The organism is Flavobacterium sp. MDT1-60 (assembly GCF_014844035.1).
In the GTDB taxonomy this organism is placed as follows: domain Bacteria; phylum Bacteroidota; class Bacteroidia; order Flavobacteriales; family Flavobacteriaceae; genus Flavobacterium.
The window spans coordinates 2,995,031-3,021,305 of the sequence record NZ_CP062159.1 but is presented as its reverse complement, the minus strand read 5'-3'; the positions used below and the strand labels follow the sequence as shown (position 1 = coordinate 3,021,305).

The 26,275-nt window shown below is 35.5% G+C and carries 16 protein-coding genes; 7 read left to right on the top strand and 9 right to left on the bottom strand.

Going from position 1 to position 26,275, the window contains the following annotated elements:
* The first annotated feature begins 42 nt into the window (after positions 1-42).
* The 5 genes from IHE43_RS12625 to IHE43_RS12605 all read left to right on the top strand — a co-directional run bounded on the left by IHE43_RS12625 (position 43) and on the right by IHE43_RS12605 (position 4,941).
* Positions 43-1,686, top strand: coding sequence for an FAD-dependent oxidoreductase (locus tag IHE43_RS12625; RefSeq protein WP_192184212.1), 1,644 nt, complete (start codon positions 43-45; stop codon positions 1,684-1,686).
* 503 nt (positions 1,687-2,189) lie between these two features.
* On the top strand, positions 2,190-2,636 hold the full coding sequence (locus IHE43_RS12620) for a hypothetical protein (RefSeq protein WP_192184211.1): 447 nt from the start codon (positions 2,190-2,192) through the stop codon (positions 2,634-2,636).
* 184 nt (positions 2,637-2,820) lie between these two features.
* A complete protein-coding gene (locus tag IHE43_RS12615; RefSeq protein WP_225585080.1) occupies positions 2,821-3,708 on the top strand; it encodes an SDR family oxidoreductase in 888 nt (295 codons plus the stop codon).
* A gap of 31 nt (positions 3,709-3,739) precedes the next feature.
* Positions 3,740-4,393 carry an SRPBCC family protein gene (locus tag IHE43_RS12610; RefSeq protein ID WP_192184209.1) on the top strand — a complete coding sequence of 218 codons (654 nt, stop codon included), beginning with the start codon at positions 3,740-3,742 and terminating at the stop codon, positions 4,391-4,393.
* A 239-nt stretch (positions 4,394-4,632) separates the two neighbouring features.
* Entirely contained in the window at positions 4,633-4,941 is a 309-nt protein-coding gene (locus IHE43_RS12605) for a hypothetical protein (RefSeq protein ID WP_192184208.1), read from the top strand.
* Positions 4,942-5,018: 77 nt separating this feature from the next.
* Here the strand turns inward: IHE43_RS12605 and IHE43_RS12600 are convergent, their stop codons facing one another.
* The 3 genes from IHE43_RS12600 to IHE43_RS12590 all read right to left on the bottom strand — a co-directional run bounded on the left by IHE43_RS12600 (position 5,019) and on the right by IHE43_RS12590 (position 10,367).
* Entirely contained in the window at positions 5,019-6,821 is a 1,803-nt protein-coding gene (locus IHE43_RS12600; protein WP_192184207.1) for a glycoside hydrolase family 2 protein, read from the bottom strand.
* 305 nt (positions 6,822-7,126) lie between these two features.
* Positions 7,127-9,400 carry a catalase/peroxidase HPI gene (gene katG, locus IHE43_RS12595; RefSeq protein WP_192184206.1) on the bottom strand — a complete coding sequence of 758 codons (2,274 nt, stop codon included), beginning with the start codon at positions 9,398-9,400 and terminating at the stop codon, positions 7,127-7,129.
* Between the two features lie 424 nt (positions 9,401-9,824).
* Positions 9,825-10,367, bottom strand: coding sequence for an NAD(P)-binding domain-containing protein (locus IHE43_RS12590; RefSeq protein WP_192184205.1), 543 nt, complete (start codon positions 10,365-10,367; stop codon positions 9,825-9,827).
* A 193-nt stretch (positions 10,368-10,560) separates the two neighbouring features.
* On the opposite strand from IHE43_RS12590, the gene IHE43_RS12585 reads away from it, so the two are divergent.
* Positions 10,561-13,581 (top strand): ATP-binding protein, encoded by a 3,021-nt coding sequence (locus tag IHE43_RS12585; protein WP_192184204.1) that lies wholly within the window; start codon positions 10,561-10,563, stop codon positions 13,579-13,581.
* Here IHE43_RS12585 and IHE43_RS12580 read toward each other — a convergent pair.
* Both IHE43_RS12580 and IHE43_RS12575 read right to left on the bottom strand, forming a co-directional pair.
* Complete coding sequence (locus IHE43_RS12580) at positions 13,578-14,207, bottom strand: response regulator transcription factor (RefSeq protein WP_192184203.1); 630 nt, start codon at positions 14,205-14,207, stop codon at positions 13,578-13,580. The genes IHE43_RS12585 and IHE43_RS12580 overlap by 4 nt on opposite strands.
* 156 nt (positions 14,208-14,363) lie before the next feature.
* Positions 14,364-15,974 (bottom strand): family 43 glycosylhydrolase, encoded by a 1,611-nt coding sequence (locus IHE43_RS12575; RefSeq protein ID WP_192184202.1) that lies wholly within the window; start codon positions 15,972-15,974, stop codon positions 14,364-14,366.
* Positions 15,975-16,175: 201 nt separating this feature from the next.
* On the opposite strand from IHE43_RS12575, the gene IHE43_RS12570 reads away from it, so the two are divergent.
* Complete coding sequence (locus tag IHE43_RS12570) at positions 16,176-17,306, top strand: hypothetical protein (protein ID WP_192184201.1); 1,131 nt, start codon at positions 16,176-16,178, stop codon at positions 17,304-17,306.
* A gap of 80 nt (positions 17,307-17,386) precedes the next feature.
* Here IHE43_RS12570 and IHE43_RS12565 read toward each other — a convergent pair whose 3' ends face one another.
* The 4 genes from IHE43_RS12565 to IHE43_RS12550 all read right to left on the bottom strand — a co-directional run bounded on the left by IHE43_RS12565 (position 17,387) and on the right by IHE43_RS12550 (position 26,257).
* The gene (locus tag IHE43_RS12565) at positions 17,387-17,872 is read right to left on the bottom strand and encodes a nuclear transport factor 2 family protein (protein WP_192184200.1); all 486 of its coding nucleotides are present in this window, start codon (positions 17,870-17,872) and stop codon (positions 17,387-17,389) included.
* Positions 17,873-17,983: 111 nt separating this feature from the next.
* The gene (locus tag IHE43_RS12560; RefSeq protein ID WP_192184199.1) at positions 17,984-18,385 is read right to left on the bottom strand and encodes a PPC domain-containing DNA-binding protein; all 402 of its coding nucleotides are present in this window, start codon (positions 18,383-18,385) and stop codon (positions 17,984-17,986) included.
* Between the two features lie 264 nt (positions 18,386-18,649).
* Positions 18,650-19,870, bottom strand: coding sequence for a response regulator (locus tag IHE43_RS12555; RefSeq protein WP_192184198.1), 1,221 nt, complete (start codon positions 19,868-19,870; stop codon positions 18,650-18,652).
* A gap of 27 nt (positions 19,871-19,897) precedes the next feature.
* Positions 19,898-26,257 carry a HAMP domain-containing protein gene (locus IHE43_RS12550; protein ID WP_192184197.1) on the bottom strand — a complete coding sequence of 2,120 codons (6,360 nt, stop codon included), beginning with the start codon at positions 26,255-26,257 and terminating at the stop codon, positions 19,898-19,900.
* Between the last annotated feature and the right edge of the window lie 18 nt (positions 26,258-26,275).

Below are 26,275 nucleotides of genomic sequence, written 5' to 3'. Positions count from 1 at the left end.
AAAATCAGCATCTAACTCAGATAATTTCAAAAACAAACAATCATGGACAATAAATCGAATCATAGTTTAAAAAGCTCCAGTATTACTTCAGGCGACAATGTTTCGTTTTGGATTGATTCTACACAAATAATTTCCTGCAATATCCCTGACCAGGATATAGAGACTGAAGTATTAATTATTGGAGGCGGAATTGCGGGCTTAACAACCGCTTATAAATTACTCAAAGCCGGAAAAAAAATCGTACTGGTAGAAGATGGTTTTATTGGAAGCGGCGAAACCGGGCGAACTACAGCACATTTAACCTGCGCTTTGGATGACCGTTATTATTTTCTGGAGAAAATCTTTGGAGAAAACGCTGTTAAACTTGCAGCTGAAAGTCATACTGAAGCTATAGATGAGATTGAAAAAATTGTTACTGAATTAAATATCGATTGTTCTTTTAAAAGAGTAAATGGTTATTTGTTTCTTGATCCAACTGATAAGGAAGAAAATTTAGACAAGGAATTTCATGTCACACAAAAAGCGGGATTAAAAACTTCTATTTTAAAAGGTATTCCGTCATTGGCGAATGCCGAAAAACAACGATGCCTTGCCTTTGCAAATCAGGCACAATTTCATATTCTGCATTATCTAAAAGGGCTTACTGAAGCAATAACTTCTTTAGGAGGCGTAATTTATACAGAAGCACATGCTGAAGATATTACCAAAAGAGGTGCAAAAGTGAACGGATATAATTTTTCTGCGCAACATATTGTGGTAGCAACAAATAGTCCTGTTAATGATGTCCTGACCATGCATACCAAACAACATGCTTATAGAACGTATGTTATAGCCGGAAAAGTTCCGAAAGGGCAGCTTCCTTACTCGCTTTGGTGGGATACCGGCGATCAGAAATCAAAGTGGGTTTCGCAACCTTACCATTATGTACGTTTGGAAAATTATGATGAAAACTACGATTTATTAATTTCCGGAGGAGAAGATCATAAAACTGGTCAGTCAGATGAAGAAGGAATTTCGGCAGCTGAACGTTATGACAGACTCGAAGCATGGACCCGAAATTATTTTCCGATGCTTGAAAATGATTTAACTTACAGGTGGTCTGGCCAGGTAATGGAACCCGTAGATTCTTTAGGATTTATGGGGAAAAACCCAGGCGATGACAATATTTATATTATAACCGGAGATTCTGGAAATGGTATGACGCATACCACAATTGGTGCTATGATTATTTGTGATAGTATAATGGGTATTAAAAATAAATATGAAAGTTTATATAATCCCTCACGCATTACCCTTAAAATTGCGGTTGACTTTGCAAAAGAAATGGGGAATATGGCTTCGCAGTATGTTGATTGGATTACTTCATCCGACTTAAAAAATACGGCAGATTTACATGCCGGAGAAGGTGGTGTAATTTTGTCCGGATTAAAAAGAATTGCCGTTTACCGGGATTATGATAATTCGCTAAAAGCATTTTCTGCTGTCTGTCCTCATTTGGGATGTATTGTAAATTGGAATTCCGACGAAAAATCTTTTGATTGTCCTTGTCACGGATCAAGATTCTCCACAGACGGATCCGTTATAAATGGTCCGGCGCAAACAGATTTACATAAAATTCATATCAAATCAAAAACCAATGAAAGCAATTATATTTCTGGCCACACTAAAAAAGAAAGGCCGCTCTAATATTGAAATTCTCATTGAATGGTAAAAATGCCAAAGCTATGGCAGAATCCTTAAAAAAGTATCAAAGTAATGACTATGTTTAATTTTTTAAGGAGCTCAATCCCGCTATCCGTTTCAAACGAAGTTCACTGAATTCCAAATAAAAATTAAGTGAAGTAATCTTTTGTGTTCACCGCGGCGGGCACAAAAGGATTTCCACTTCTATCGGAGCTAGGGCACTCATTTTCAAAATAAACTTTTATTAACCTTAATAAAATTTAAAGTTTTTTCACGCAGATATAAAAAGATTTAAGCAGATGAAAGATGATCTGTAAATAGTGACTTTTGGAAAATTAAAAATATGTTAATTACATCATTACCAAACAATTATACTATAATAATAAATATAGTGTACTCCCTTTTCAATTGTTTTTGATTTTAATACTTACTGATTTTTTGACACAATTATTATTCGAAACGATGATAATTGGAGTACATTTTTTAATCACCAAAACATTCTACTTATGAATTTTTACATACCATCTCAAATAATAATTGCCTCAATAGCAGGAACCTCTGTAATGACTTTATTTAGTTATGCTGTTTCATCAAGTGCCAGAGAATTGTATAAAGAGCCTGTATTGCTTACCTACGTTCTGTCTTCGCTAAAAGTTGAAGTATCTCCGCAAATAAAAACTTTTTTAGGATGGCTGTTGCATTACTTAATTGGACTTTTCTTCGTAGTGATTTATCATTATTTATGGTCGTATGACATAATCGAAATGTCCTGGCCTGCAGCCTTTGTTTTAGGAGCTGTCAGTGGCATCATAGGAATTTTGAGCTGGTTTTTTCTATTCAAAACTGTACCTCAAAAACCTAATATCGATTTTAAAGGCTATTATATACAATTGTTTTTTGCACACATCATTTTTGCGATAGTTGCCTTTTTTGTCTACAAACTTTTTATCTAAATAATTGTTGCTTTTTGCCACAGATTAAAAAATTGAAAGGATTTAATCTTTGCGAGTCTGTGAAATCTGTGGCTAAACTTTTTTAATCAAGCTTAATTCTGTAAGAATCAAAATATAATGTTGTAAAGAAAAAATTTCATTAAACGCTTACTTTTAACTTGTTACAACTTTTAAAATGAAATATATGAAAACGAATAAGAGCCTGCAAAACCCATTGACCCAATATATAGAACCACCTTATACAGAAAAAAGACAAGAACCACCCGGATATGAAGTTTTTATGCAAACAAAACCGGACCACGGTGAAGATTCATATACCGGATCTGGGAAATTGAAAGGAAGGAAAGCAATAATCACTGGTGGCGATTCAGGTATCGGACGGGCCGTTGCCATTGCGTTTGCACGCGAAGGAGCTGATATTGTCATTTCGTATTTAGATGAACACGCAGATGCAAAAGAAACCGCAACCTATATTGAAAAAGCTGGTCAAAAAGCTATTTTACTGCCAGGCGATATAAGCAAGGAAGAACATTGTATTTCGATCGTTAATCAGGCAGTCGAACAAATTGGCGGTATTGACATCATAGTAAATAATGCCGCTTTTCAAATGTCAAGAGATTCTCTTCAGGATATTTCTGCAGAAGAATGGGATAAAACTTTTAGGGTGAATATTCATTCTATGTTTTATATCTGCAAAGCTGCAGAACAATATTTGCAACCGGGAAGCACGATTATTAACACCACATCTGTTAATGCTTACAAGGCGCCGCCTCAGCTTATCCCTTATTCAGCTACAAAAGCGGCGATACAAAATTTCACAGCTAGTCTGGCACAGCTTTGGGCAGAAAAGGGAATTAGGGTTAATTGTGTAGCTCCGGGACCAATCTGGACTCCTCTTATCTCATCTACACTTCCTGATGAAAGAGTTAAGAATTTCGGATCAGAAACACCTTTAAAACGTGCAGGACAACCTGCAGAATTAGCACCCGCATTTGTATTGCTTGCCTCACAGGATTCAAGTTATATGACCGGATCTACAGTTCAGGTAACAGGCGGATATCCTACAATATAAATTTAATTTAATAACAATAAAAAATAGAATTATGGAAACAGCAGCAAAATCTTCTAAACTTAAAACAAATGTTTCAGCACTCGAAAGAATTTTAATGGTTACCAGCGGTGGTTATCTTTTATATAAAGGGTTATCAAAAGAGGATAAAAGTATCTCACAAATTGGTTCTGGAGGCGCGATGCTTTTACGTGGACTTTCCGGCTACTGTCCCGTTTATGATGCGGTCGATCATTTAAAAAATGACAAAGCTTCAAATGTAAACATTAGAGTCAATAGTTTCATTAACAAGCCAATCGGTGAAGTTTACAATTTTTGGCGTGATTTTGAAAATCTTCCAAAATTTATGAATCATCTTGAATCTGTAAAACCTTTAAGTTATACCACTTCTAAATGGACAGCAAAAGGACCAGCCGGAATTGGCAAATTAAGCTGGAAAGCTGAAATAGTAAAAGATGAAAAAGAAAGATTAATTAGTTGGAATTCGCTTCCGGATTCATCGATTAAGAATGCCGGAAAAGTTGTTTTTAGACCCAGTGGAAAAGACACAGAAATTATTGTAACCATTTCGTATCATGCTCCACTAGGAATTGCAGGCGAAAGTGCTGCAAAATTGCTTAATCCGTATTTTGAAAAACTGGTAAAAAATGATATTATGAATTTTAAAACCTATTTAGAATCTATTTAGAATATATTTAATACTGATGTGAAATACTTTAAAATAAAAAACCTGTAATGAGAAATCCATTACAGGTTTTTTATTTTTCTCAATAGTTTGCTCTTATTTTAGAGTTGTTGTTTTTAGTTGTGTCTGCTCTTGTGAACAAAAATAAAAACCTGTAAATCATATAATTAAACCAGTTCATTTTGTAATATTTTAATTTTAACAACCTTTATTTTAGCATATTAATTATAAAATTTATTATTATGAATACTTCAAACCACAGAAACAGCAGATCAGATAATGAAGCGATTAATTCTGAAACGATGGAAAACAAAGATCCTGCAATTAATCAGCATCAAAATAATTATCAGAGCAGAAAGTCATACAACAATGATAATTCAGACGGTCAAAACCTGGATGACAATGATGATATTAATCTTCAAAAAAACAGCAATCGAACAATAGATGCTGAAAGAGATTTAAGCGACAAAAATGATCCGAACCGAAGAACTTTAGACGAATACAGCGCCAATAAAGCAGAACCGGATGACGATGAAGAAGAAGATGAGTAATTTAAATCAGATAAATAACAGCAAAAAGCCGTCTTAGACGGCTTTTTGTATTAATAGTACTTTCAAAGAAAAAATCCTTACTTATACTCTTCTTCTTTTTGAGTATACCAATCTTTCATTACATAAAAAGCTTTCTTTTTAATTCCTCCACTAGAAATTAATCCTTTCCGATTAAAGAAATCCTGAATATTTGGAAGTTGGCGTCGTGGTGATCTAAAATCAACCAAAATCCATGGAGACACTCCTGCTAAACCGTCTATATGATTGAACATTTGGGTATTTTGCTTGTACAATTCTTCCTGATATTCTTCTGTCCAGCGTTCGGTTTTATCTCCATGTCTCCCTTGTAAAGCCTCTCCTCCAAATTCACTGATAATAACCGGTTTGTTATAAGGAATAATCCATTTCATGTCTTTACAAGATTCATTTGTTCCTCTGTACCATCCTAAATATTGATTAAAACTAACAATATCTACAAACTCATTCATGTTATCGTGAAGCGTATTGGTGTTGTCTGCACTTTTAGTAACTTCCATCGCCATGCTTATCAAACGTGAATTATCTTGTGTACGGGCGTATTTGGCTAATTTACTCAGGAAAATATCTCTATCGTCACCATGTGGTGTTTCGTTTGCTATGGACCAGATTATGATTCCGCAACGGTTTTTATCTCTGTAAACCATGTCGTGCAATTGGCGTTCTGCATTGGCGTAAGTATCCGGATTTGTCCATGAAATAGTCCAATAAACCGGAACTTCTGACCAAATCATTAAACCCATTTTTTCAGCTTGTCTTACCATATTTTCGTTATGCGGATAATGTGCCAGACGTACATAATTGCATCCTAACTCCTTAGCCCAGGTCAATAAAGTAACAGCATCTTCCTCTGACCAGGCTCTTCCTTGTCTGAAAGGGGCTTCTTCGTGAATGCTGATTCCTCTTAGAAAAACCTTTTTTCCGTTAAGCAGAATTTCTTTTCCTTTGGTTTCTACTGTTCTAAAACCAATTTTATCGGCTATATTTTCATCGGTTTTCGTTATTAAAACATCGTATAATTTTGGTTTTTCCGGTGTCCATAAAACGGGTTTGGTTTTGATTTCAAAATAGGCCATTCCTTTGGCATCCGTACTAATATTTTTCTTGATTTTTAATTCGGGAATATTGATAGAAACCGATTGATTTGCTGTTTCGCTATTCAGTTTAATCCATCCTGAAATCTTCGTTTTGTCTTTTTTATCCAACTGAACCAAATAATCTTCGATATAAGTATTGGGAACCTGGGCTAGTACCACATCTCTCGTAATTCCGCCATAATTCCACCAATCCATATTCACCGTTGGTACGTTGTCTTTATGACGTTTGTTGTCTACTTTAACCACCACAAAATTATTGCCATCGACTAAAAGGTTGGTTACATCAAAATTAAAAGGCGTGTATCCGCCAACATGACTTCCTGCAAATTTGCCATTTACATACACTTTAGCATCATAATTAACAGCGCCAAAATAGAGAATTCCTTTTGTCTGTGCCGATTTTTTATAAGTGAAGTCTTTTTCAAACCAAACGGTTCCTTCATAAAAAAACAATCTCTCATCTTTACTGTTCCAGTCAGACGGAATATCCATAGTTGCAGAAGTCGCGAAATTATATTCGACCAAATCAGACGTTGAAAATGCTTTGTTTTGGAAAAATCCATTGTCTTTAAAAGGCATTAGACGATAATCATAATATCCGTTTTCTAATGGATCGACTATATAACTCCATTTTCCGTTTAGGTTTATGTTGTTTCGGGATGAAATATTCGATACCAACGGAACTTCTTGTGCTATTGTTTTTCCTATAAATAAAAAAGTAAAACATAACATTATTATTTTTTTCATATTCTAAAATCATTTAATTAACTATAATTCTGGTCTTATTTCTTATCAAAATATTGCGCCAATTATAAGCACATTATCATTATTGTTAAAGTTAAATGTTTATGTAAGCCGATATTATGCGAAGGCAACTTATTATCAGTAAAATAACCCATCAAAAACTTATCATTTTCATAGTGAAAAATGGGTTCATCGCTTTTTTAGGTAACCATCAAATTCTTTTTTAGTGTTTCTACTAATATTTTAATTTCTGGTCAATAAAAAAGGCGCCGAATTACCGACGCCTTTTAGCTATTTAATTTTCTTACTTAAGCAAGATCAAATCGATCCAGATTCATGACTTTATTCCATGTTGCCACAAAGTCTTTTACAAATTTTTCCTGTGCATCGCTACTCGCGTAGACTTCTGCAACAGCTCTTAATTCTGAATTAGATCCAAAAACCAAATCGGCACGTGTTCCTATCCATTTTGGCTGTCCTGTAGTACGATCGTTTCCTGTATAAAGTTCCTTATCGTTCGAAACAGATTGCCATTGTGTGTTCATATCAAGCAAGTTTACAAAGAAATCATTAGTAAGCTGACCCGGACGATGTGTAAAAACTCCGTTTTTAGAACCATCACTATTAATATCCAATACACGTAATCCTCCTAAAAGTACTGTCAATTCTGGTGCAGTAAGCGTTAACAAATGTGCTTTATCTATTAGCAATTCTTCGGTCGCTACTGATGATTTTGTTCTTCTGTAATTACGGAAACCATCTGCTTTCGGTTCTAAGTATCCAACAGACTCCACATCAGTTTGCTCTGCGGTTGCATCCATACGTCCCTGGTAAAAAGGTACACTAACTGAACTTCCGGCAGCTGCAGCTGCTTTTTCTACTCCTGCACAACCTGCCAAAACAATTAAATCTGCTAATGAAACTCTTTTTCCGCCTCCTTGTGATGCATTAAAGTCTGCCTGAATACTTTCCAGTTTATCTAAAACCACCTTAAGTTGCGCCGGATTATTTACGGACCAGTCTTTTTGTGGAGCCAGTCTTATACGTGCACCATTCGCTCCACCACGTTTATCTGATCCCCTAAAAGTAGAAGCCGAAGCCCAGGCTGTTCCTACTAATTGGGAAATGCTTAATCCTGAATTGAGAATTTTTCCTTTTAATTGCTCTATATCGTTCTGATCTATTAATTCATGGTTTAGTGCCGGAATAGGGTCCTGCCATAATAATTCTTCCTGCGGAACATCAGGTCCTAAATAACGCGAGATAGGTCCCATATCACGATGTGTTAGTTTATACCAGGCACGTGCAAAGGCATCTGCAAACTGATCCGGATTTTCAAGAAAGCGTCTTGATATTTTTTCATACTCAGGATCTAATCGCAATGATAAATCTGTCGTAAGCATGGTTGGTAAATGTTTTTTAGAACTGTCAAAGGCATCCGGAATAATAGGCTCTGCATTTTTTGCTACCCATTGGTGTGCACCTGCAGGGCTTTTAGATAATTCCCATTCAAAACCAAATAAGTTTTCGAAGAAGTTATTACTCCATTGTGTTGGTGTTGTTGTCCAGGTAACTTCAAGTCCACTAGTGATAGCGTCTGCACCTTTACCTGAACCAAAACTATTTTTCCAGCCAAAACCTTGTTGTTCTAAACCTGCAGCTTCAGGCTCTTTACCTACATGGTCTGAAGAAGCGGCACCATGCGTTTTTCCAAACGTATGTCCACCAGCAATTAGTGCAACCGTTTCTTCGTCATTCATGGCCATACGACCAAAAGTATCTCTAATATCTTTCGCAGCTAAAATAGGATCAGGATTTCCATCTGGTCCTTCAGGATTTACATATATAAGTCCCATTTGCACGGCTGCAAGCGGTTTCTCCAGATTTCTGGAATGAACATGTCCATCGGCATCATCATCTGACGATACTACTCCATGCCCTTTCGGTACTCCTTCAGATCCATCTTTGTAACGCTCATCTCCACCTAACCATGTAGTTTCTGATCCCCAATAAACTGCTTCGTCCGGTTCCCAAACGTCTGCTCTTCCTCCGGCAAAACCAAAAGTTTTAAACCCCATTGATTCCAAAGCAATATTTCCTGTTAGAATCATCAAATCGGCCCAGGAAATTTTTCTTCCATATTTTTGTTTTATAGGCCATAGCAATCTGCGTGCTTTATCAAGACTTACGTTATCAGGCCAGCTGTTTAAAGGGGCAAAACGCTGTTCCCCGGCACCTGCTCCTCCACGACCATCTTCTACACGGTACGTTCCTGCGCTGTGCCATGCCATTCGGATAAAAAGACCTCCATAATGACCAAAATCTGCCGGCCACCATTCTTGCGAATCCGTCATCAGGTCATGTAAATCTTTTTTTAGTGCTTCAAGATCAAGGCTTTTAAAAGCTTCTGCATAATTAAAATTACTTCCCATTGGGTCTGATAATGGAGAATGTTGTCGCAGGATATTTACTTTTAACTGATTGGGCCACCAGTCACGATTTTTTGTGCCTGTAGCTGCTACATTGTCCATACTGCCATTATGAAAAGGGCATTTGCTAATGTCATTTGAGTGGTCTTCCATGATTACAATTATTTTTTGTTTTTATTAACTTGTCTAAATTAATTTATGATCAGACTAATTTACAAACAAAATAAAAGAGTTAAGCGAAAGATGTATATTAAATCAATCTACTTTGATAGATAAAATCTATTATTACAAGGGGATAAGATTTTATATCTTGAGGATAAAATGAGGTAAATCAAAAGTTTACATTCCTTTTTTGCAGCAATAATTTATTGAAATTGGACTGAAATACGAAGTGATAATTATATAAGTGCAAATTTTAATTTTATAAACTTCCGTTATAGTAAGGTGCTATATTTGAAAATATAATTATCGAAATTAAAATCAAATTTTGTACTTCCGTGTTTGAATGTGTTTTTTTCATGCTGATATTTACAGAGGATAACCTGGAAGTACATTTTTAAATCTTAATGCTTACAATTTAGCATCGGTTTAATTGATAGTCTTCAAGATCGCAGCCTGAAAAATTTATAGTTTTTAAAAAACTTTTTACCTTATTTTTTGCCCTTGTATTTGTTCCTGTATAGAATATTTCATTTCCGTCTTGATTTTGAGATTCTGGCAAGAATATTCCCGGTTGCAAAATATTGAATATTTTAATCACATGAGCAGCTGGTAACAGAGAAGCTATAATTTCACTGGAAGATTTGGTATCTTTATCAGATTCCAGATATTCCAGACTAAAAAGGGGATTGTTTGTATGAAGTAATATCTTTTCTGTCATATCAGGCAAATCATCAAAAAAAGCTTTAAGATCCTGGCGAGGAATAAACAATATGATCATATTGGCTTTTATTGCTTTCTCTTTAGTAACTAATTTTACCTTATTTCCCATTTTTTCAATAATAGGTTTTAAACTTTGGCTGCAACGATTATGACTAATCAGTACCTCATGTCCTGATTTGGCAGCTCTGTCAGCAAAATCTAAAGTTATATTACAGACTCCTATAATACCTATTTTCATAATCTAATTTTTATTCATCTTTCTTTTTAATGCAAAAGTTTTAAGACTACGATTTTAAACAAATATAACCGTATCGGACATTGTAAAATTACGACAACTTGTACAAATAAACCTACAGTAATGTAGATTTAAAACTACAAAATCAAAAATTATGAATTATGTTTGTTAAGTTTGTGTGCCTAAAATCAGTCCGATGTCAAAAATGACGTTGTTTTCATCTTTTCGTTATTGCTTTCTTGTAGTATTACTAACTGCAATTAAAGTAAATTGTCAGGAAAACTATACAGCAAGATGGTATACGGCAGACAATAATGAATTACCTCAAAGTAGTGTAAAAGCAATCGTACAGGATAAATATAATTTTATCTGGATGACAACTGAAAATGGACTGGTTCGCTATGACGGCAATAGTTTCCTTACTTTTAATTCTTCTAATACAGACTTAAAACAATGTCGTTTTACCGAGATTTTAGGCAACGTACAAAAAGATAGTTTGTTCTGTTATAATACTGATAAAAAAGAACTTATTCTTATTCATCAGAGAAAAATACAGCTTATCAAAAAGGCAGGACCTGCCTATAATATTACCAGAAATGGACAGCGTTTTTACTATCATGACGGACTTCCTTCCAACAACACCATAAATCCGCGTGAGCCTTATTATATCAGAACGTCTACTGGGAATCTTTTTTTTATAGATACTGAAAAAATAGAACTCTGTGATGCTAAACTGCAGCGCATTTATAAAACAAACTACAAAAGCGATAGTGTCTTTAAGTTTTTTACCATTAACAACACGCTATTTTATCTCAAAGAGAACGGTGACATTGATTGCTTTTCAGAACAGGGAAAATCGGCAACGCTTCATTCTCCCCTTTTAAAAAACAAATATAAACTCTACTGGAATATTAGTGCCAATCAGGTATTTATTTATTCACAGAACAATATATACCTTCTAACAACACGTGCAGGTCATTTATCATTTATACCAATAGTAACATTCAAAGAATTTGAAAAAAGCAACATCGTTTCTCTTTTTTATGACAACAAAAACCTAAAGCTGTATTTAGGAAGTTATACAAATGGATTATGTATTATCACTTTTCCTGATTTTAATACTGTAAAAAAAGATTTACATAAATCAGCAGAAGTTTATTATGGAGCCATTTCCGCCAGTGACAATACAATTATTACTGCTGAGGGGTTGATCTTAAATAATAAAAAAGTTATTGATAGTATTTCATTTATTAAATCTACCTATTTAAACGAACACATAACAATTGCAAAAGATGATGATGAGAATTTATGGATCGGCAGAGCCTTTGATGTTTTTTGTTATTTAAAGAAATCTAATTATAAAAAATATACTACTTATAATTTTAGGCAATCTGCAAAAGCTATATTTAAGGACCAAAACAATACAATATGGATTAGTCTGGCAAAAGATGAATTTCGAAAAGCAAAATTATACAGTATTAAAAAAGGTGCTTTATCGCTTGTAGCGATATTTGAAGATAACATCAACCATATTGCTCAGTATGATGATAATACCTTGTACTTGGGAACTGAAATAGGTCTTTATAAATATAAAAAAGAGGAAAAGAAGTTATTTTTTATAAAGAACTCCAAAAAAATACATGTTAGGGGTATTTTTATTGATAGCGAAAAAAAAATATGGCTTACTACTTATGAAAAAGGTTTTTTCCTTTACTCAGACAAGGTTTTTCATACCTTCCCCAAAGATGAACACAATTATCTTAACTCCTCTCATTGTATAATCGAGGACAAAAATGGTTTTTTCTGGATTCCTACTAATAAGGGTCTCTTCCAGATGTCCAGAAAAGCATTATTAGATTACAGTAAAAATAAAAAGCAATCTATATATTACCATCAATACAATAAGACAGATGGTTTTTTAACCAATGAATTTAATGGCGGGTGCCAGCCTTGTGGAAATTTTCTCAGAAATGAGCAAATCGCTTTTCCGTCGATGAATGGTATCGTTTTTTTTGATCCTTATAAAATTACTCCGTTACTTCCCAGTCAGGAACTTTTTATTGACAAAGTGCTCGTTGATCAGAAAGTTTTTTATCCAAAAGATACTATTGTACTGAAAAACAATTTTCAAAGAATAAGCTTTTCAATAGTTTACTCGTATTATGGCAACCCGGAAAATATAAACATTGAAGCAAGATTGGATAAAATAGCCAATAGCCGCTGGGAAAAAATAAGAGAAGATAATTTAATATCCTTTACTACATTGCCTCCGGGAGAATACACGCTGACAATAAGAAACTTATCAGGATTTGATGGAAAGTATACCTATAAAAAAATTACAATCATTATACCTGCCAAATTTCATCAGACTATTTGGTTTCAGATTCTTTGTTATGTATTAATATTACTATTTCTAATTTTTATCTGGTATGTACGATTGTATTATATCGAATTGAAAAATATCGAACTTCAGGAGATTATTGCAAAAAAAACCAAAAAACTGGCACGAACTGTCAGTAAACTAAAAACCACAGAAAAAGATTTAAAACAGGAAATCAAACAACAAGAGACTTTGGTAAAAAGTATAAGTCATGATATAAAAAGTCCATTAAAATTTTTAACATCCTCTATAAATCACTTGTCTGATAATGAAAATATTCAGCAAGACGAAAAACTTAAACGACAAATAGAAACGATACAATTATCATCTGATCAATTATATGAGTACGTTGAAAACCTTATAAAATATTCGACGATATTTAGTGAAGGAAAAAAACTCGAAGACAAAAGTTATTCATTATACGATCTGATTGAAGAAAAAATTCAGATTTTCAAAAAAATTGCTGCAGCAGAAAACACGATAATTGTTAACAATGTCGATCAAAATCTATTCATCAGAACAAATAATAAAGCGTTATCTATTATCATTCATAATTTACTTGATAATGCCATAAAGAATACGAAAAATGGAAAAATAGAATTGGTGTCATTTACGCAGGATAATATGCTAACCTTAACTATTATGGATAATGGGAAAGGCATGAGTAGAGAACTGATTGATTATTATCTTGATTTTTACAAAAATCCAATCGTAAAAAATTATCATTTGGGCCTGCATATGATTATTGAACTTCTTCTAATTATTAAAGGAAATATCAATATTAAGAGTACCATTAATGAAGGAACCACTATAGAAATAATGGTGGATTTTAACTAATACTCAAAAGTTTTATACAGATTAATAAGTTCTACCAGATTATTAATTTTAAGCTTCTCAAAAACTCTTGCTTTATAAGTGCTCACTGTAGACATGTGGATATTCAGCATATTGGAGATTTCAAGATTACCATTACCATTTATTAATAGTTGTGCTATTTGAAGTTCTCTTTTAGATAAAACTTCCAGCGGGTTTATTGCCTTTTTGCGTCCCTTTGCTTCTACTAATTTGCTTACGAGTTCAGCAGAAATATAAGTCGAAGATTCAAAAATAGAGGTAATAGCAAACATCATTTTCTCTTCACTGCAAAGTTTATTCAGATATCCATTAGCGCCGGCAGAAATGTACTTTAAGGCATACTGCTCTTCTTCATGAGCTGAAAAAACCAGAATTCTAACACAAGGCTGAATGGCTCTCAAATCGGTAATCATCTCCGTACTTTTACCTCCCGGAATATTGATATCCAAAATAATCAGGTCAAAAGAATCTTCTTTTAAAAGCGCAATAGCTTCAAAAAAATTTTCGGCATTTGAGATCGCTACATCTTCAATTTGTTTCTCTAAAACCATAGCAACTCCATTTCGAACTACTAAATGATCATCAACTATTAGAATTTTTTTTGCCATAATGAATTACATTTCTACAAATGTAAATTATTTAGTTATTCAGCCAAATTTCAAACTAGAAATTCCAAACTAGAAATTCCAAATTCCAACTTCTTACTTCTTACTTCTTACTTCTTACTTCTTACTTCTTACTTCTTACTTCTTACTTCTTACTTCTTACTTCTTACTTCTCACCAAAGAAACATCATCAACTAAACAAAAAGCATTTGCATTTCCATCTGCCTTAAAACCTACTTCAACCCTGCCTCCTTTAACAATAATATTTTTAATCACAATTGTTTTCCAGTCTGCATTCTCGTTTTTAATAATAGAATTAAATGTTTTTCCGTTACTTAAAGCATACATTTCCAAATTCGTAAACCCATTACTGTTTTTAATTTTGGCAGTTAAAGTATAAGAACCGTCCTCCAATTTTACATAGAGTGAAGAGGATATAAGCTGAAAAATTTTTCTTTTGAAATTAACTTTATCGCTAATATTTAAACTCTTTTCGCCTATAACAATTTTTCTCTCGCTTTCTGTATTAAAATGATTTAAAACCGGTGAATTAATACTGTCTAATCCAATTTTATTTCCTTCCATAACTTCACTTGCCCAGCCTGTCAATTGAATTTGTATTGGTTTAACAGGACTCGGAATATGTCTTCTGTCAGCTTCGAAACTACCATTTTTTATATAATTATTGTCTGAAGCAACTTTCCAGTTTCCAGTTTTAGCATCGAGATTCCATGAACTTAAAGAATTAAAATAAGGTGTTTTTCCATCAAAAGAAATCGGACACCATTGATTGTATCCCAAACCGTTTCCTGCAAAATCTGCCCAACGATCTCCGCAATAAACAATTGTTTCTTTCTGGCTTCCTTTGACAGAAAAGAAAAATCCGGTTTGCGAAATATGTGCAAAATCTTCTTCACAACCTTTCATTATCAACATGTCATTTGTTGGGAGATAAGGTCCTCTGATATCATCAGCAACTAAATAATAAGCAAAAGAAGCATCCCAGCCATAAATGTTAGAAGCAAACATATAATACTTATTTTGATACTTGAACATACAATTTCCTTCACGACTTTCTCCTTTAAAAATTTCTGTACAATCTAACAGATTCACTTTTCCGTCTTTCAGGCCAATTTCAGAAACATAGATTTTGTTTCGGCCTCTTCCGTAAGAATAAATTAAATAGGATTTTCCGGTATCTTCATCTGTAAAAACGGTTTGATCGCCTGTATTACTCGTTCCGATCATTTTCTCCATATTTATTTTCTTATCCCATAAAAATTCTCCTGTAGGCGAATCTGAAAGCGTAATCAATACTTCTTTGTCATGCTGAACAAACATAGCATACTTTTTTAGCTCTTTGATATAACAGACACCTAAACGTCCCACCCAACTTTTACCAGTCGGATTAGCTTTTTCTTTTGTCAAAACGTTGCCTTCAAATGTCCAATTCACCAAATCAACTGAACTATAACATGTCACAGCTTCAAAAGTCGAAGTTGTAAGTGTAATAGCCGGATTAGCACGATAACGATTGGCTTCAACATACTGCACGCCATACCAGTAATATTTTTGTACACCAGTTACAGAATCAGCAAATTTAAAGATTCCACCACCCTGACTGTTTAAAGGAAGACCATCTTTGGTATTCCAGAATACATCATTTTTGATATTTAGTTCCTGAGCAATACTGTTATTTGATATTGTAATGATGAAGAAGAAAATCATCAACGAAATAAAACTAAAAGAATATCTTTTTTTAGTATTCATATGATTTTGGTTAGATTAGTCTTTAATAAAAGTATCTAATACTAACGAACTTAGCGTCATGTACTATCCTGTTTACTAAATTTTACAGAAAAAATATTTTGTACAAATAAGAAATTCAGATCTGAGCAAAACAGCCTATAATATTTTTTTATATTACTGATATTCATTAACTTGCAGTATATTCATCTAAACTCTTTTATTATGAAAAAACTTTTTTTGTCATTATTAGTGGTTGCAATATGTTTATCGAATCAGTCTGTGTTTTCTCAAACAAAAGATGAGGATGTGCCTCCATTGGGTTTGCCCGGAGATAATCTGGATTTATATGCTGTTCTTGATCTTTTTCAAAAGTCAAAAACCATTGAGGATTTTGAAAAGTCATTAAATCAAAAAGAGACAAAAATCAATAATCTGGATCTGAATCTTGACAAAAAAGTTGATTTTATTAAAGTAGTTACTAAAAAAGATGGCAATGCTTTTACGTTTGTTCTTCAGGTAAATGTAAGTGATAAAGAAACCCAGGATGTTGCTGTCATTTTAGTGAATAAAGACAAAAACGGAAAAGTCTCTTTACAAATGGTTGGAGATGAAGATCTCTACGGTAAAGATTATGTTATCGAGCCCAAGACTACAAGTTCTTCAGTAACTGCCAATCCGGCTTATGTTGGTTCAAACCCTGTTACAGTTAACGTTCCTGCCACAACTACTGTTGTCGTAGAATCGGCACCAATTGTACAGTATGTGTATTCTCCGGCCTATGTACCTTATTATCCTCCTTATTATTATGGATATTATCCTCCTTATTTTGCAGCATTTACTGTTTTGGCAGTAGGTATTTATCGTCATAATAATTGGTATCATGGTGGTTATTATGGCGGACATTATGGTGGTGGAAATACGGTAATCATTAATAACAGAAATCAAATTAATCATTATAATAACGATAGAAACCGATCCAATACCGTTTCAGATAACAGAGCAAATGGAAAGTACGGCAATAACCGTGGAAATAACAGCAATCGACCGACAGCAGGTACATCCGATCGCGGATCTAACACAAATCGGGCATCAAATGCAAATCGGGCATCAACATCAGATCGATCATCAAAAGTGAATCGTCCTTCAGCAGGTACCTCAGATCGCTCCTCAAACATAAATCGCCCTTCAGCCGGGACTTCAGACCGATCTTCCAACATAAATCGTCCGTCGACTTCAAATCGTTCAGCATCTCCAAGTTTTGATTCTGGTCGTACCAGAAGTAGCGGAAGTAGTTTTAGCGGAGGTAGCAGAGGTGGTGGTGGCTTTGGAGGCGGAGGTGGAAGAAGACGTTAAAAAGGTTTCTTTGAAAAAAATAAATGGACTAAAACTTAATACGTTTTAGTCCATTTATTTTATCTGCAAATTTGGTTTCTTTATTTTGCCTCCACATCTGAAGCGCTCATATCTCTGACACAAACATATTTACCGTCTCTTTTTTCAAATAAACTAAGATAGTTTCCGCTATTTAAAACAGTTTTGCTAGAATCTGTTACGGTAAAAGAACCGCTTTCTACAACCTGATTTCCATCATTTGAAACAAAAACTTCATTCGTTTTAAAAGAAATTAAATTAGAATTTGCTCCTAAATCAGCTATCAAAAACTCAGAAATTGCCTGCTTACCAACTAAAGGTTTCCTGTGTTGATAATAACTTACAGCATCATCAGCATAATAGCCAATATTTTTAAGTTCTCCTGAATTATAAGTTGCTGCAAATTCATCTTCTTTTGCCTGAATTTCCTTTTTTATCTGTTCTTTATCAACTACCACAGGTTTTTCTTCCTCTTTTTTTTGATTACAGGCGAACATTGAAATCAGTACACTTCCTAATAATAATCCATTTAAAATCTTGTTTTTCATATGATAAAAAATTAAAATATTACAACTTAAAAGTACTATAAAAATCTCAATATCAGATGGTTTACCTCTAAAAATATTAAAAAACAGGTTTTAAACTTAAAATTTGATAAGTTAATTTTTCATACAAGGTAATTGTAGCACATTTGCATCCAATGGCTGTTCCATTTTTCTTTCTAATTTTTCCTGATTTACGGTTACATAAATTTCCATTGAACCTGTTCCTACTTTAAGCGCCAAAATATGTCCGCCATGTGCCTGAAACTGATCATCGGTTGCGACGCCATGAATATGTAAAGAGGGTTTTCCTTCACTCCACGCAATAGATCCGGTAAGGCTTCCCAACTCTACCTTGTTAAATGTCTTCGGATTGAATTTCTTCTGATTAAAGTCAAAAAAACCAAAGGTGGCTTCTTCTGCAAAACCAATTCCGGTAAAATTTCCTGAAGGAATTTGTTGCTCTTTAACGAGATTTTCTATTGATGTAATAACGTTATCTCCTTCGCGTAATACCATCAGGAATCCGGTGGATGTTTTACTATAACGGCAGGGAGAATTTGTTGTGTTTTTGCTGTGCGTTTACGAAACCACAAGTCAAACAAAGAACTACTGTAACGATTCTATTTTTTATAGATAAAAACATGGTGATTTATTTTAAAATTAATCTTTAAACAAAAAGAATAATCATTTCATTTTCAGAACCTTAAAATTAATTCACCACACGTTTTAAATTTTATATAAATCCAAAATAGTATTACAGGAATTCAATCCTAACCATTATTAACAAGGGATATAAATATTAAAAGTTGCGCCTTGCATAGGCTCACCAACAGCATTTATGTGACCATTATGATTTTCGACAATTTTCTTGACGATCGCTAGTCCAATTCCCGTTCCTTCGTACAAATCCCTTCCATGCAATTTCTGAAAAACACCAAAAATTTTCTCGCTGTGTTGTGGTTCAAAACCAATTCCGTTATCTCCAAAACTAATGTGACAATAATTTACATCTGTCGACAAGTTTTCAATTTTTAAATCAATACCATATACCAAACGGCTTTTAATATTGATTTCTAATGGTGTTTCTGTCTTGGCAAATTTGATAGCATTATGAATAAGATTTTCCATTAACTGAACAAACTGAAAAGGGATTACCTTTGCCGTATCATGAAAATCAGTGATAATGGTAGCTCCTTTTTCGTTTAAATTTTCGTTTAACGCCTCTTTTACATCGTTAATTATCACATTAAGATCAACGGTTTCAAATCTTCTGTCAACAAGTGTGGCACGGGAGAATGTAAGAAGACTGTTAATCAGTTCACGCATTCTGTTGCAGGCATACAAAATCCTGTCAAATTTTGTCTTTCCATCTTCTGATAAATTACCATATTCATTAGACATAATGAGATTTGCAAAAGTCTGAATTTTTCGCAGTGGTTCCTGAAGATCATGGCTTGAGATGTATGTAAAAGCGTCCAACTCCATGTTTTTCTTTTTCAATTCTTCGGCATGTTTTTCTATCGCTGCATATTGAGAAGCAAGTTCTTTATTGGTCTTTAGAATGATTTCGTTAAGCGCATGGGTTTCTTCTTCTTTCTTTCTTAATTCCTGGTTTTTTCGGAACAATTCGGTAAAAACCATCACTTTTGCCTGCAAGATTTCTGGCGACAAGGGTTTAATCATATAATCAACCGCGCCAGACTGATACCCTTTGAAAATGTATTCATTGGTATTCATATTGGCAGTTAAGAAGATAATGGGAACGTGTTTTAGTTTTTCACTTTGGCGAATTAATTCGGCTGTTTCAAAACCATCCATTAATGGCATTTGAACATCCATGAGGATAATAGCAAAATCCTGATTTTTCAGGAGGATCCGCAAAGCATCTTTTCCTGATGTTGCTTCAACAAACTGATAACCACGTTCAGCCAGGATGACTTGTAAAGAAAGTAGGTTTTCTTTTTTATCATCGACTATTAAGATTTTAATTGCGTCTCCCATTCTTATTTTGCATTGAATATAAAATTATTATTTAAGCCATACGCGCATTAACGAAGACAACTGCTCAACATTTACGGGTTTTGTCATATAATCTGAGGCTCCTGATTCTATGCAACGCTGTCTATCGCCCTTCATTGCTTTTGCTGTTACGGCAATAATGGTAAGATCCTTATGTTTGGCATCTTTTCGAATGCGTTTCATCGTTTCATAACCATCCATTTCGGGCATCATAATATCCATCAGGACAATATTTATATCTTTATTTTGATTCAGAATATCGATTGCTTCCTGACCACTTTCGGCACTAATTACATCCAGGTCATATCTTTCCAGAGCTGTTGTTAGTGCAAAAAGATTACGTACATCATCATCCACTAATAAAACTTTTTTGCCCTGCAATACATCCTCTTTCAAATAAAATGATTCGATGATTTCTTTCATTTCACCAGGAAGTTCTTTATGAACACGATGCATAAACAAAGCGGTCTGATCAATCAATTCCTCCATAGAACCAGCACTTTTCGTAATGATACTATGAGCGAATCTGTTTAGTTTTAGTCTTTGTTTTTTTGTAACATCGCCAGCCGAATGTATAATAATAGCTGTTTCCTGTCCGGCAATATTATTCTCCAAATCCGTAATTATCTCAAGACCGTCTGCATCTGGCAAAACTAAATCTAAGATAATACAATCAAATGATTTTTCCTGTATTAATGCAACTGCTTCGCTGGCTGTTTTTGCACTGGATATCGTAATATCATCGCCATCAATAGCATTTATTATTCGGCTCAATTCAAGTTCATTATCATCTACTACTAACAGATTTTTTATCTTTTTATTCTTAAAGTCGTGAATATCGTTAAAAAGATAAGACAGCGAATCGTTTTTAACCGGTTTTAAGAAAAAGTTTCTTGCACCACGTTTAAGTCCTTTGTTTCTCTCGTCTTCACCAGAAATAATATAAACCGGAATATGGCGTAAATTGAAATCGGTTTTTAAACGGTCCAGGATTTTCCATCCACTGGTGTCCGGCATGTTTAAATCCATTGTAATTGCGTGCGGATGAAACTGATTAATGAAATCTATAACATCATTCCCTTTTGTGGTTACAATCGCCTTGATTCCGTTGATATGGGCCTGTTCCAGCATAATCTTAGCAAATGTCAGATTATCTTCCGCAATCAATAATACTTTGTCGCCTGGTTTAATATCAGTTCTGTCATCGCCAATTTCATCTACAAAAAACAAATCAATATCAGATCGGTTGAATTTTTCAGAAGGCAATGATTTGATACGGCCTTTTACATCTATTTCTTCTTCTACATCAATATCTTCTATTTCAGAAATATCTACATATTGCAAAGGAAGGAATAGGGTAAATTTACTTCCGATATTCATGTCACTTTCCAATTCGATACTTCCTCCCAATAAATCAGAAAGTCCACGGCTAATTGATAATCCCAAACCAGTTCCTCCATATTTACGGCTGGTTGAACCTTCGGCCTGTTGGAATGCTTCAAATATGATGTTTTGCTTTTCTTTGGAAATTCCGATTCCAGTATCCGAAATCTCAAAAGCAACCACTGCTTCTGCTTTATCTAAACTAAGATTTGTTGTTTTCCAATTGTTATTGGCTTTGTATATTTTTAATTGTACTTCTCCTTTTTCAGTAAACTTGAAAGAATTCGACAGCAAGTTTTTCAAAATTTGATTTAATCGTTGTGAATCGGTTTCAATCAATTCCGGAAGTTCTTTATCCATGCTGATTTTAAAGCGTAGATGTTTGGCCTCCGCAATTGGATTAAAGGTTGACTCCACAAATCGACTGATTTCATCAAAACTAATCGGATTGTAATCCACAGAAATATAACCGGATTCGATTTTCGAAAGATCCAGAATGTCATTAATCAACTGAATTAAGTCATCTCCACAAGAATTGATTGTTTTGGCAAACTGAATTTGTTTTTCTGAAAGGTTTCCGTCTCTGTTGGCGATTAATTCGTTGGCTAAAATCTGTAAACTGTTCAATGGCGTTCTCAACTCATGCGACATATTCGCCAGGAATTCCGATTTGTATTTGGATGTTAAGGTCAGCTGATCTGCTTTTTCTTCCAAAGCTTTTCTCGCCACCTCTACCTCTTGGTTTTTAAGCTCTACTTCCTCTTTTTGATTTGCTAACAAGAATGCTTTTTCTTCCAGTTCTTCGTTCGTATTTTTTAGTACTTCCTGTTGGCTTTTTAGCTCTCCTGCCAAAGATTGAGATTGTACCAATAATTCTTCGGTTCTCGAGTTGGATTCAATCGTGTTCAATACAATACCAATACTTTCTGTCAATCCTTCAAGGAAATCTAAGTGCGTCTGGCTGAAAGTATCTAAAGATGCCAATTCAATAACGGCTTTTAATTGTCCTTCAAAAAGTACCGGCAGAATAATAACGTCCTGTGGCTTGGCATCTCCCAAACCTGAATTAATTTTAATATAATCCTTGGGCACATTACTCAGAATAATTCTTTCTTTTTCGATTGCCACCTGACCAATAAGTCCTTCTCCCATTGCATATTGCGTAGGTGAATTTTTTCTTTTGATGTAAGCATAAGAAGCAATAAGATTCAGTTTTGAATCTTCAAAATTTTCATCTTCCTGCAAAATATAAAACAGTCCGTGTTGTGCTGTTACAACCGTTGCCAGCTCAGAAAGAATTTTTCTGGTAACCGAATTCAATTCTTTTTGCCCCTGAAGCATTTGTGTGAATTTAGCTAAATTCGATTTCAGCCAGTCTTGTTCCTGATTTCTTAAAGTTGTTGCTTTCAGATTCGAAATCATCTGGTTGATGGTATCTTTAAGAGCTTCTACCTCACCTTTAGCTTCAACACCAATTGTTCGTGTTAAATCCCCCTGTGTTACCGCAGAAGCTACCTCAGAAATCGCACGTACCTGAGTCGTTAAGTTCGCCGCAAGCTGATTTACGTTTTCTGTTAAGTTTTTCCACGTTCCTGAAGCTCCGGGTACATTCGCCTGCCCTCCCAATTTTCCTTCCGCTCCTACCTCACGTGCCACGGTTGTTACCTGATCTGAGAAGGTTGCCAGCGTATCAATCATTTCATTGATCGTATCTGTTAATTGTGCCACCTCACCTTTGGCATCAATTGATAATTTTTGTTTCAGGTTTCCTTTTGCCACAGAGGTTACAACTTTTGCAATTCCACGTACTTGTGATGTTAAATTGGATGCCATCAAGTTAACCGAATCCGTTAAATCTTTCCACGTTCCGGCAACACCTTTTACTTCAGATTGTCCTCCCAGCTTTCCTTCAGTACCTACTTCACGCGCCACACGAGTTACCTCGGATGCAAACGAGTTCAGCTGTTCCACCATGGTATTGAAAGTATTTTTCAAATCCAAAATCTCCCCTTTTACGTCAACCGTAATCGGTTTTGAAAGGTCGCCATTTGCCACGGCTTTTGTTACCTCGGCAATATTACGCACCTGATCCGTTAAGTTCGATGCCATTTGGTTCACCGAATCCGTTAAATCTTTCCAGGTTCCGGCAACTCCCGGTACGAAGGCTTGTCCACCTAATTTTCCATCGGTACCCACCTCACGCGCCACGCGAGTTACCTCAGATGCAAAGGCACGAAGCTGATCCACCATCGTATTTACGGTTTCTTTTAATTGAAGAATTTCTCCACGAACGTCTGCGGTAATTTTTTTCGACATATCCCCGTTTGCTACGGCAATCGTTACCTCGGCAATATTACGTACCTGAGTCGTTAAGTTACCCGCCATTTGATTAACCGAATCTGTTAAATCTTTCCACGTTCCGGCAACTCCGGGAACATTTGCCTGGCCTCCCAGTTTACCTTCGGTACCCACCTCACGGGCCACACGAGTTACCTCTGATGCAAATTCACGAAGCTGATCCACCATCGTATTCAGGGTTTCTTTTAATTGAAGAATTTCCCCACGAACGTCAACGGTAATTTTTCGGGACATATCCCCATTTGCTACGGCAATCGCCACATCGGCAATATTACGTACCTGAGCGGTAAGGTTTCCTGCCATCTGGTTAACCGAATCCGTTAAATCTTTCCAGGTTCCGGCAACTCCCGGCACATTTGCCTGACCTCCCAGTTTTCCTTCTGTTCCTACCTCTCTTGATACCCTGGTTACCTCCGAAGCAAAGCCTCGAAGCTGATCCACCATGGTATTAATTGTATTTTTAAGCTCCAGGATTTCTCCTTTTACGTCTACTGTAATTTGTAATGATAAATCCCCTTTTGCCACCGCTGTGGTCACCTCGGCGATATTACGCACCTGCCCCGTTAAGTTCGATGCCATCTGGTTCACCGAATCCGTTAAATCTTTCCATGTTCCACCAACACCTTCCACCTGTGCCTGACCTCCCAGTTTTCCTTCGGTACCAACCTCACGCGCCACACGGGTTACCTCTGATGCAAATGAGTTTAGCTGGCCAACCATCGTATTAATGGTGTTTTTAAGCTCCAGGATCTCTCCTTTTGTATCTACGGTAATCTGGCGTGATAAATCTCCTTTTGCTACCGCTGTGGTTACCTCTGCAATATTACGCACCTGACCGGTTAAATTCGAAGCCATCTGATTTACAGAATCCGTCAAATCTTTCCAGGTTCCTCCAACTCCTTTTACTTTGGCCTGACCTCCCAGTTTTCCTTCGGTACCCACCTCAAGTGCCACACGGGTTACCTCAGAAGAAAACGAGTTCAGCTGATCCACCATCGTATTAATGGTTTTCTTTAACTCCAGAATTTCTCCTTCGGCTACAGCAGTAATCTTTTTCGATAAATCCCCATTGGCCACCGCAGTGGTTACTTCGGCAATATTTCTTACCTGCCCTGTTAAATTCGATGCCATCTGATTTACCGAATCGGTTAAATCTTTCCAGGTTCCACCAACACCTTTTACTTTTGCCTGACCTCCCAGCTTTCCTTCTGAACCTACCTCTCTTGCCACACGGGTTACCTCGGCACCAAAAGAGTTCAGCTGATCCACCATCGTGTTGATGGTATTCTTAAGTTCCAGGATTTCTCCCGCAACGTTTACGGTAATTTTTTTAGATAAATCTCCTTTTGCTACCGCCGTTGTTACCTCGGCAATATTACGTACCTGACCCGTTAAATTCGATGCCATCTGGTTTACCGAATCGGTCAAATCTTTCCAAACTCCTCCAACACCTCGTACTTTTGCCTGACCTCCCAGTTTTCCTTCAGAACCTACCTCTACCGCCACACGCGTTACCTCAGAAGAAAAGGAATTCAGCTGATCCACCATCGTATTAATGGTATTCTTCAACTCAAGAATTTCTCCTTTTACGTCTACGGTAATTTTTTTAGATAAATCCCCTTTTGCTACTGCCGTTGTTACATCGGCAATATTACGTACCTGACCCGTTAAGTTGGATGCCATCTGATTTACCGAATCCGTTAAATCTTTCCAGGTTCCCCCAACTCCTTTTACCTGAGCCTGACCTCCTAATTTTCCTTCAGTTCCTACCTCTCTTGCCACACGGGTTACCTCAGATGAAAAAGAGTTCAGCTGATCCACCATAGTATTGATGGTATTTTTTAATTCTAAGATTTCTCCTTTTACGTCAACCGTAATTTTTTTGGATAAATCCCCTTTTGCTACCGCTGTTGTTACATCAGCAATATTACGTACCTGACCAGTAAGGTTACTCGCCATTTTATTTACCGAGTCGGTTAAATCTTTCCAAACTCCACCAACACCTCTTACTTTTGCCTGACCTCCCAGTTTACCTTCTGTACCTACCTCACGTGCCACACGCGTAACCTCCATCGAAAACAGATTCAGCTGTTTTACCATTCCGTTTACCTCTTTTGCAATTCTGAGGAATTCTCCCTGAAGCGGGTTTCCCTCAATAGAAAGTGGCATTTCCTGAGATAAATTTCCTTTTGCCACCGAGGTAATTACGTGCGCAATTTCGATAGTTGGGTGCACAAGATCTGAAATCAGTGTATTTACCGAATCAACGCAGGAACTCCATGAGCCTCTTGCACCATCGAGGGCAACTCTATTGGTTAGTTTTCCTTGTTTACCGATGCTCTTTCCTACTTTCTGAAATTCAAAAACCATGCGTTCGTTAAGATCTATGATTTCATTTAAGGTATCGCAAATTGATCTTTTAGTTCCATTCTGATCCGTTGGGAAACGCTGGGTGAAATTACCATTTTTAACTTTTATCAAAATCTTTAAAAACTCTGCATCGGTCAAAATAGATTCTTCAGCATCTGCCTTTTTGCCCCTTTCTTTTGATGGTTTTTCTGCCAAAACAATCGGAAACTCAAGAACATCCTGAGATTCTGTCGTTTTAATTTCTTTTTTATTTTTCATATTCCCAACTTTTATCGA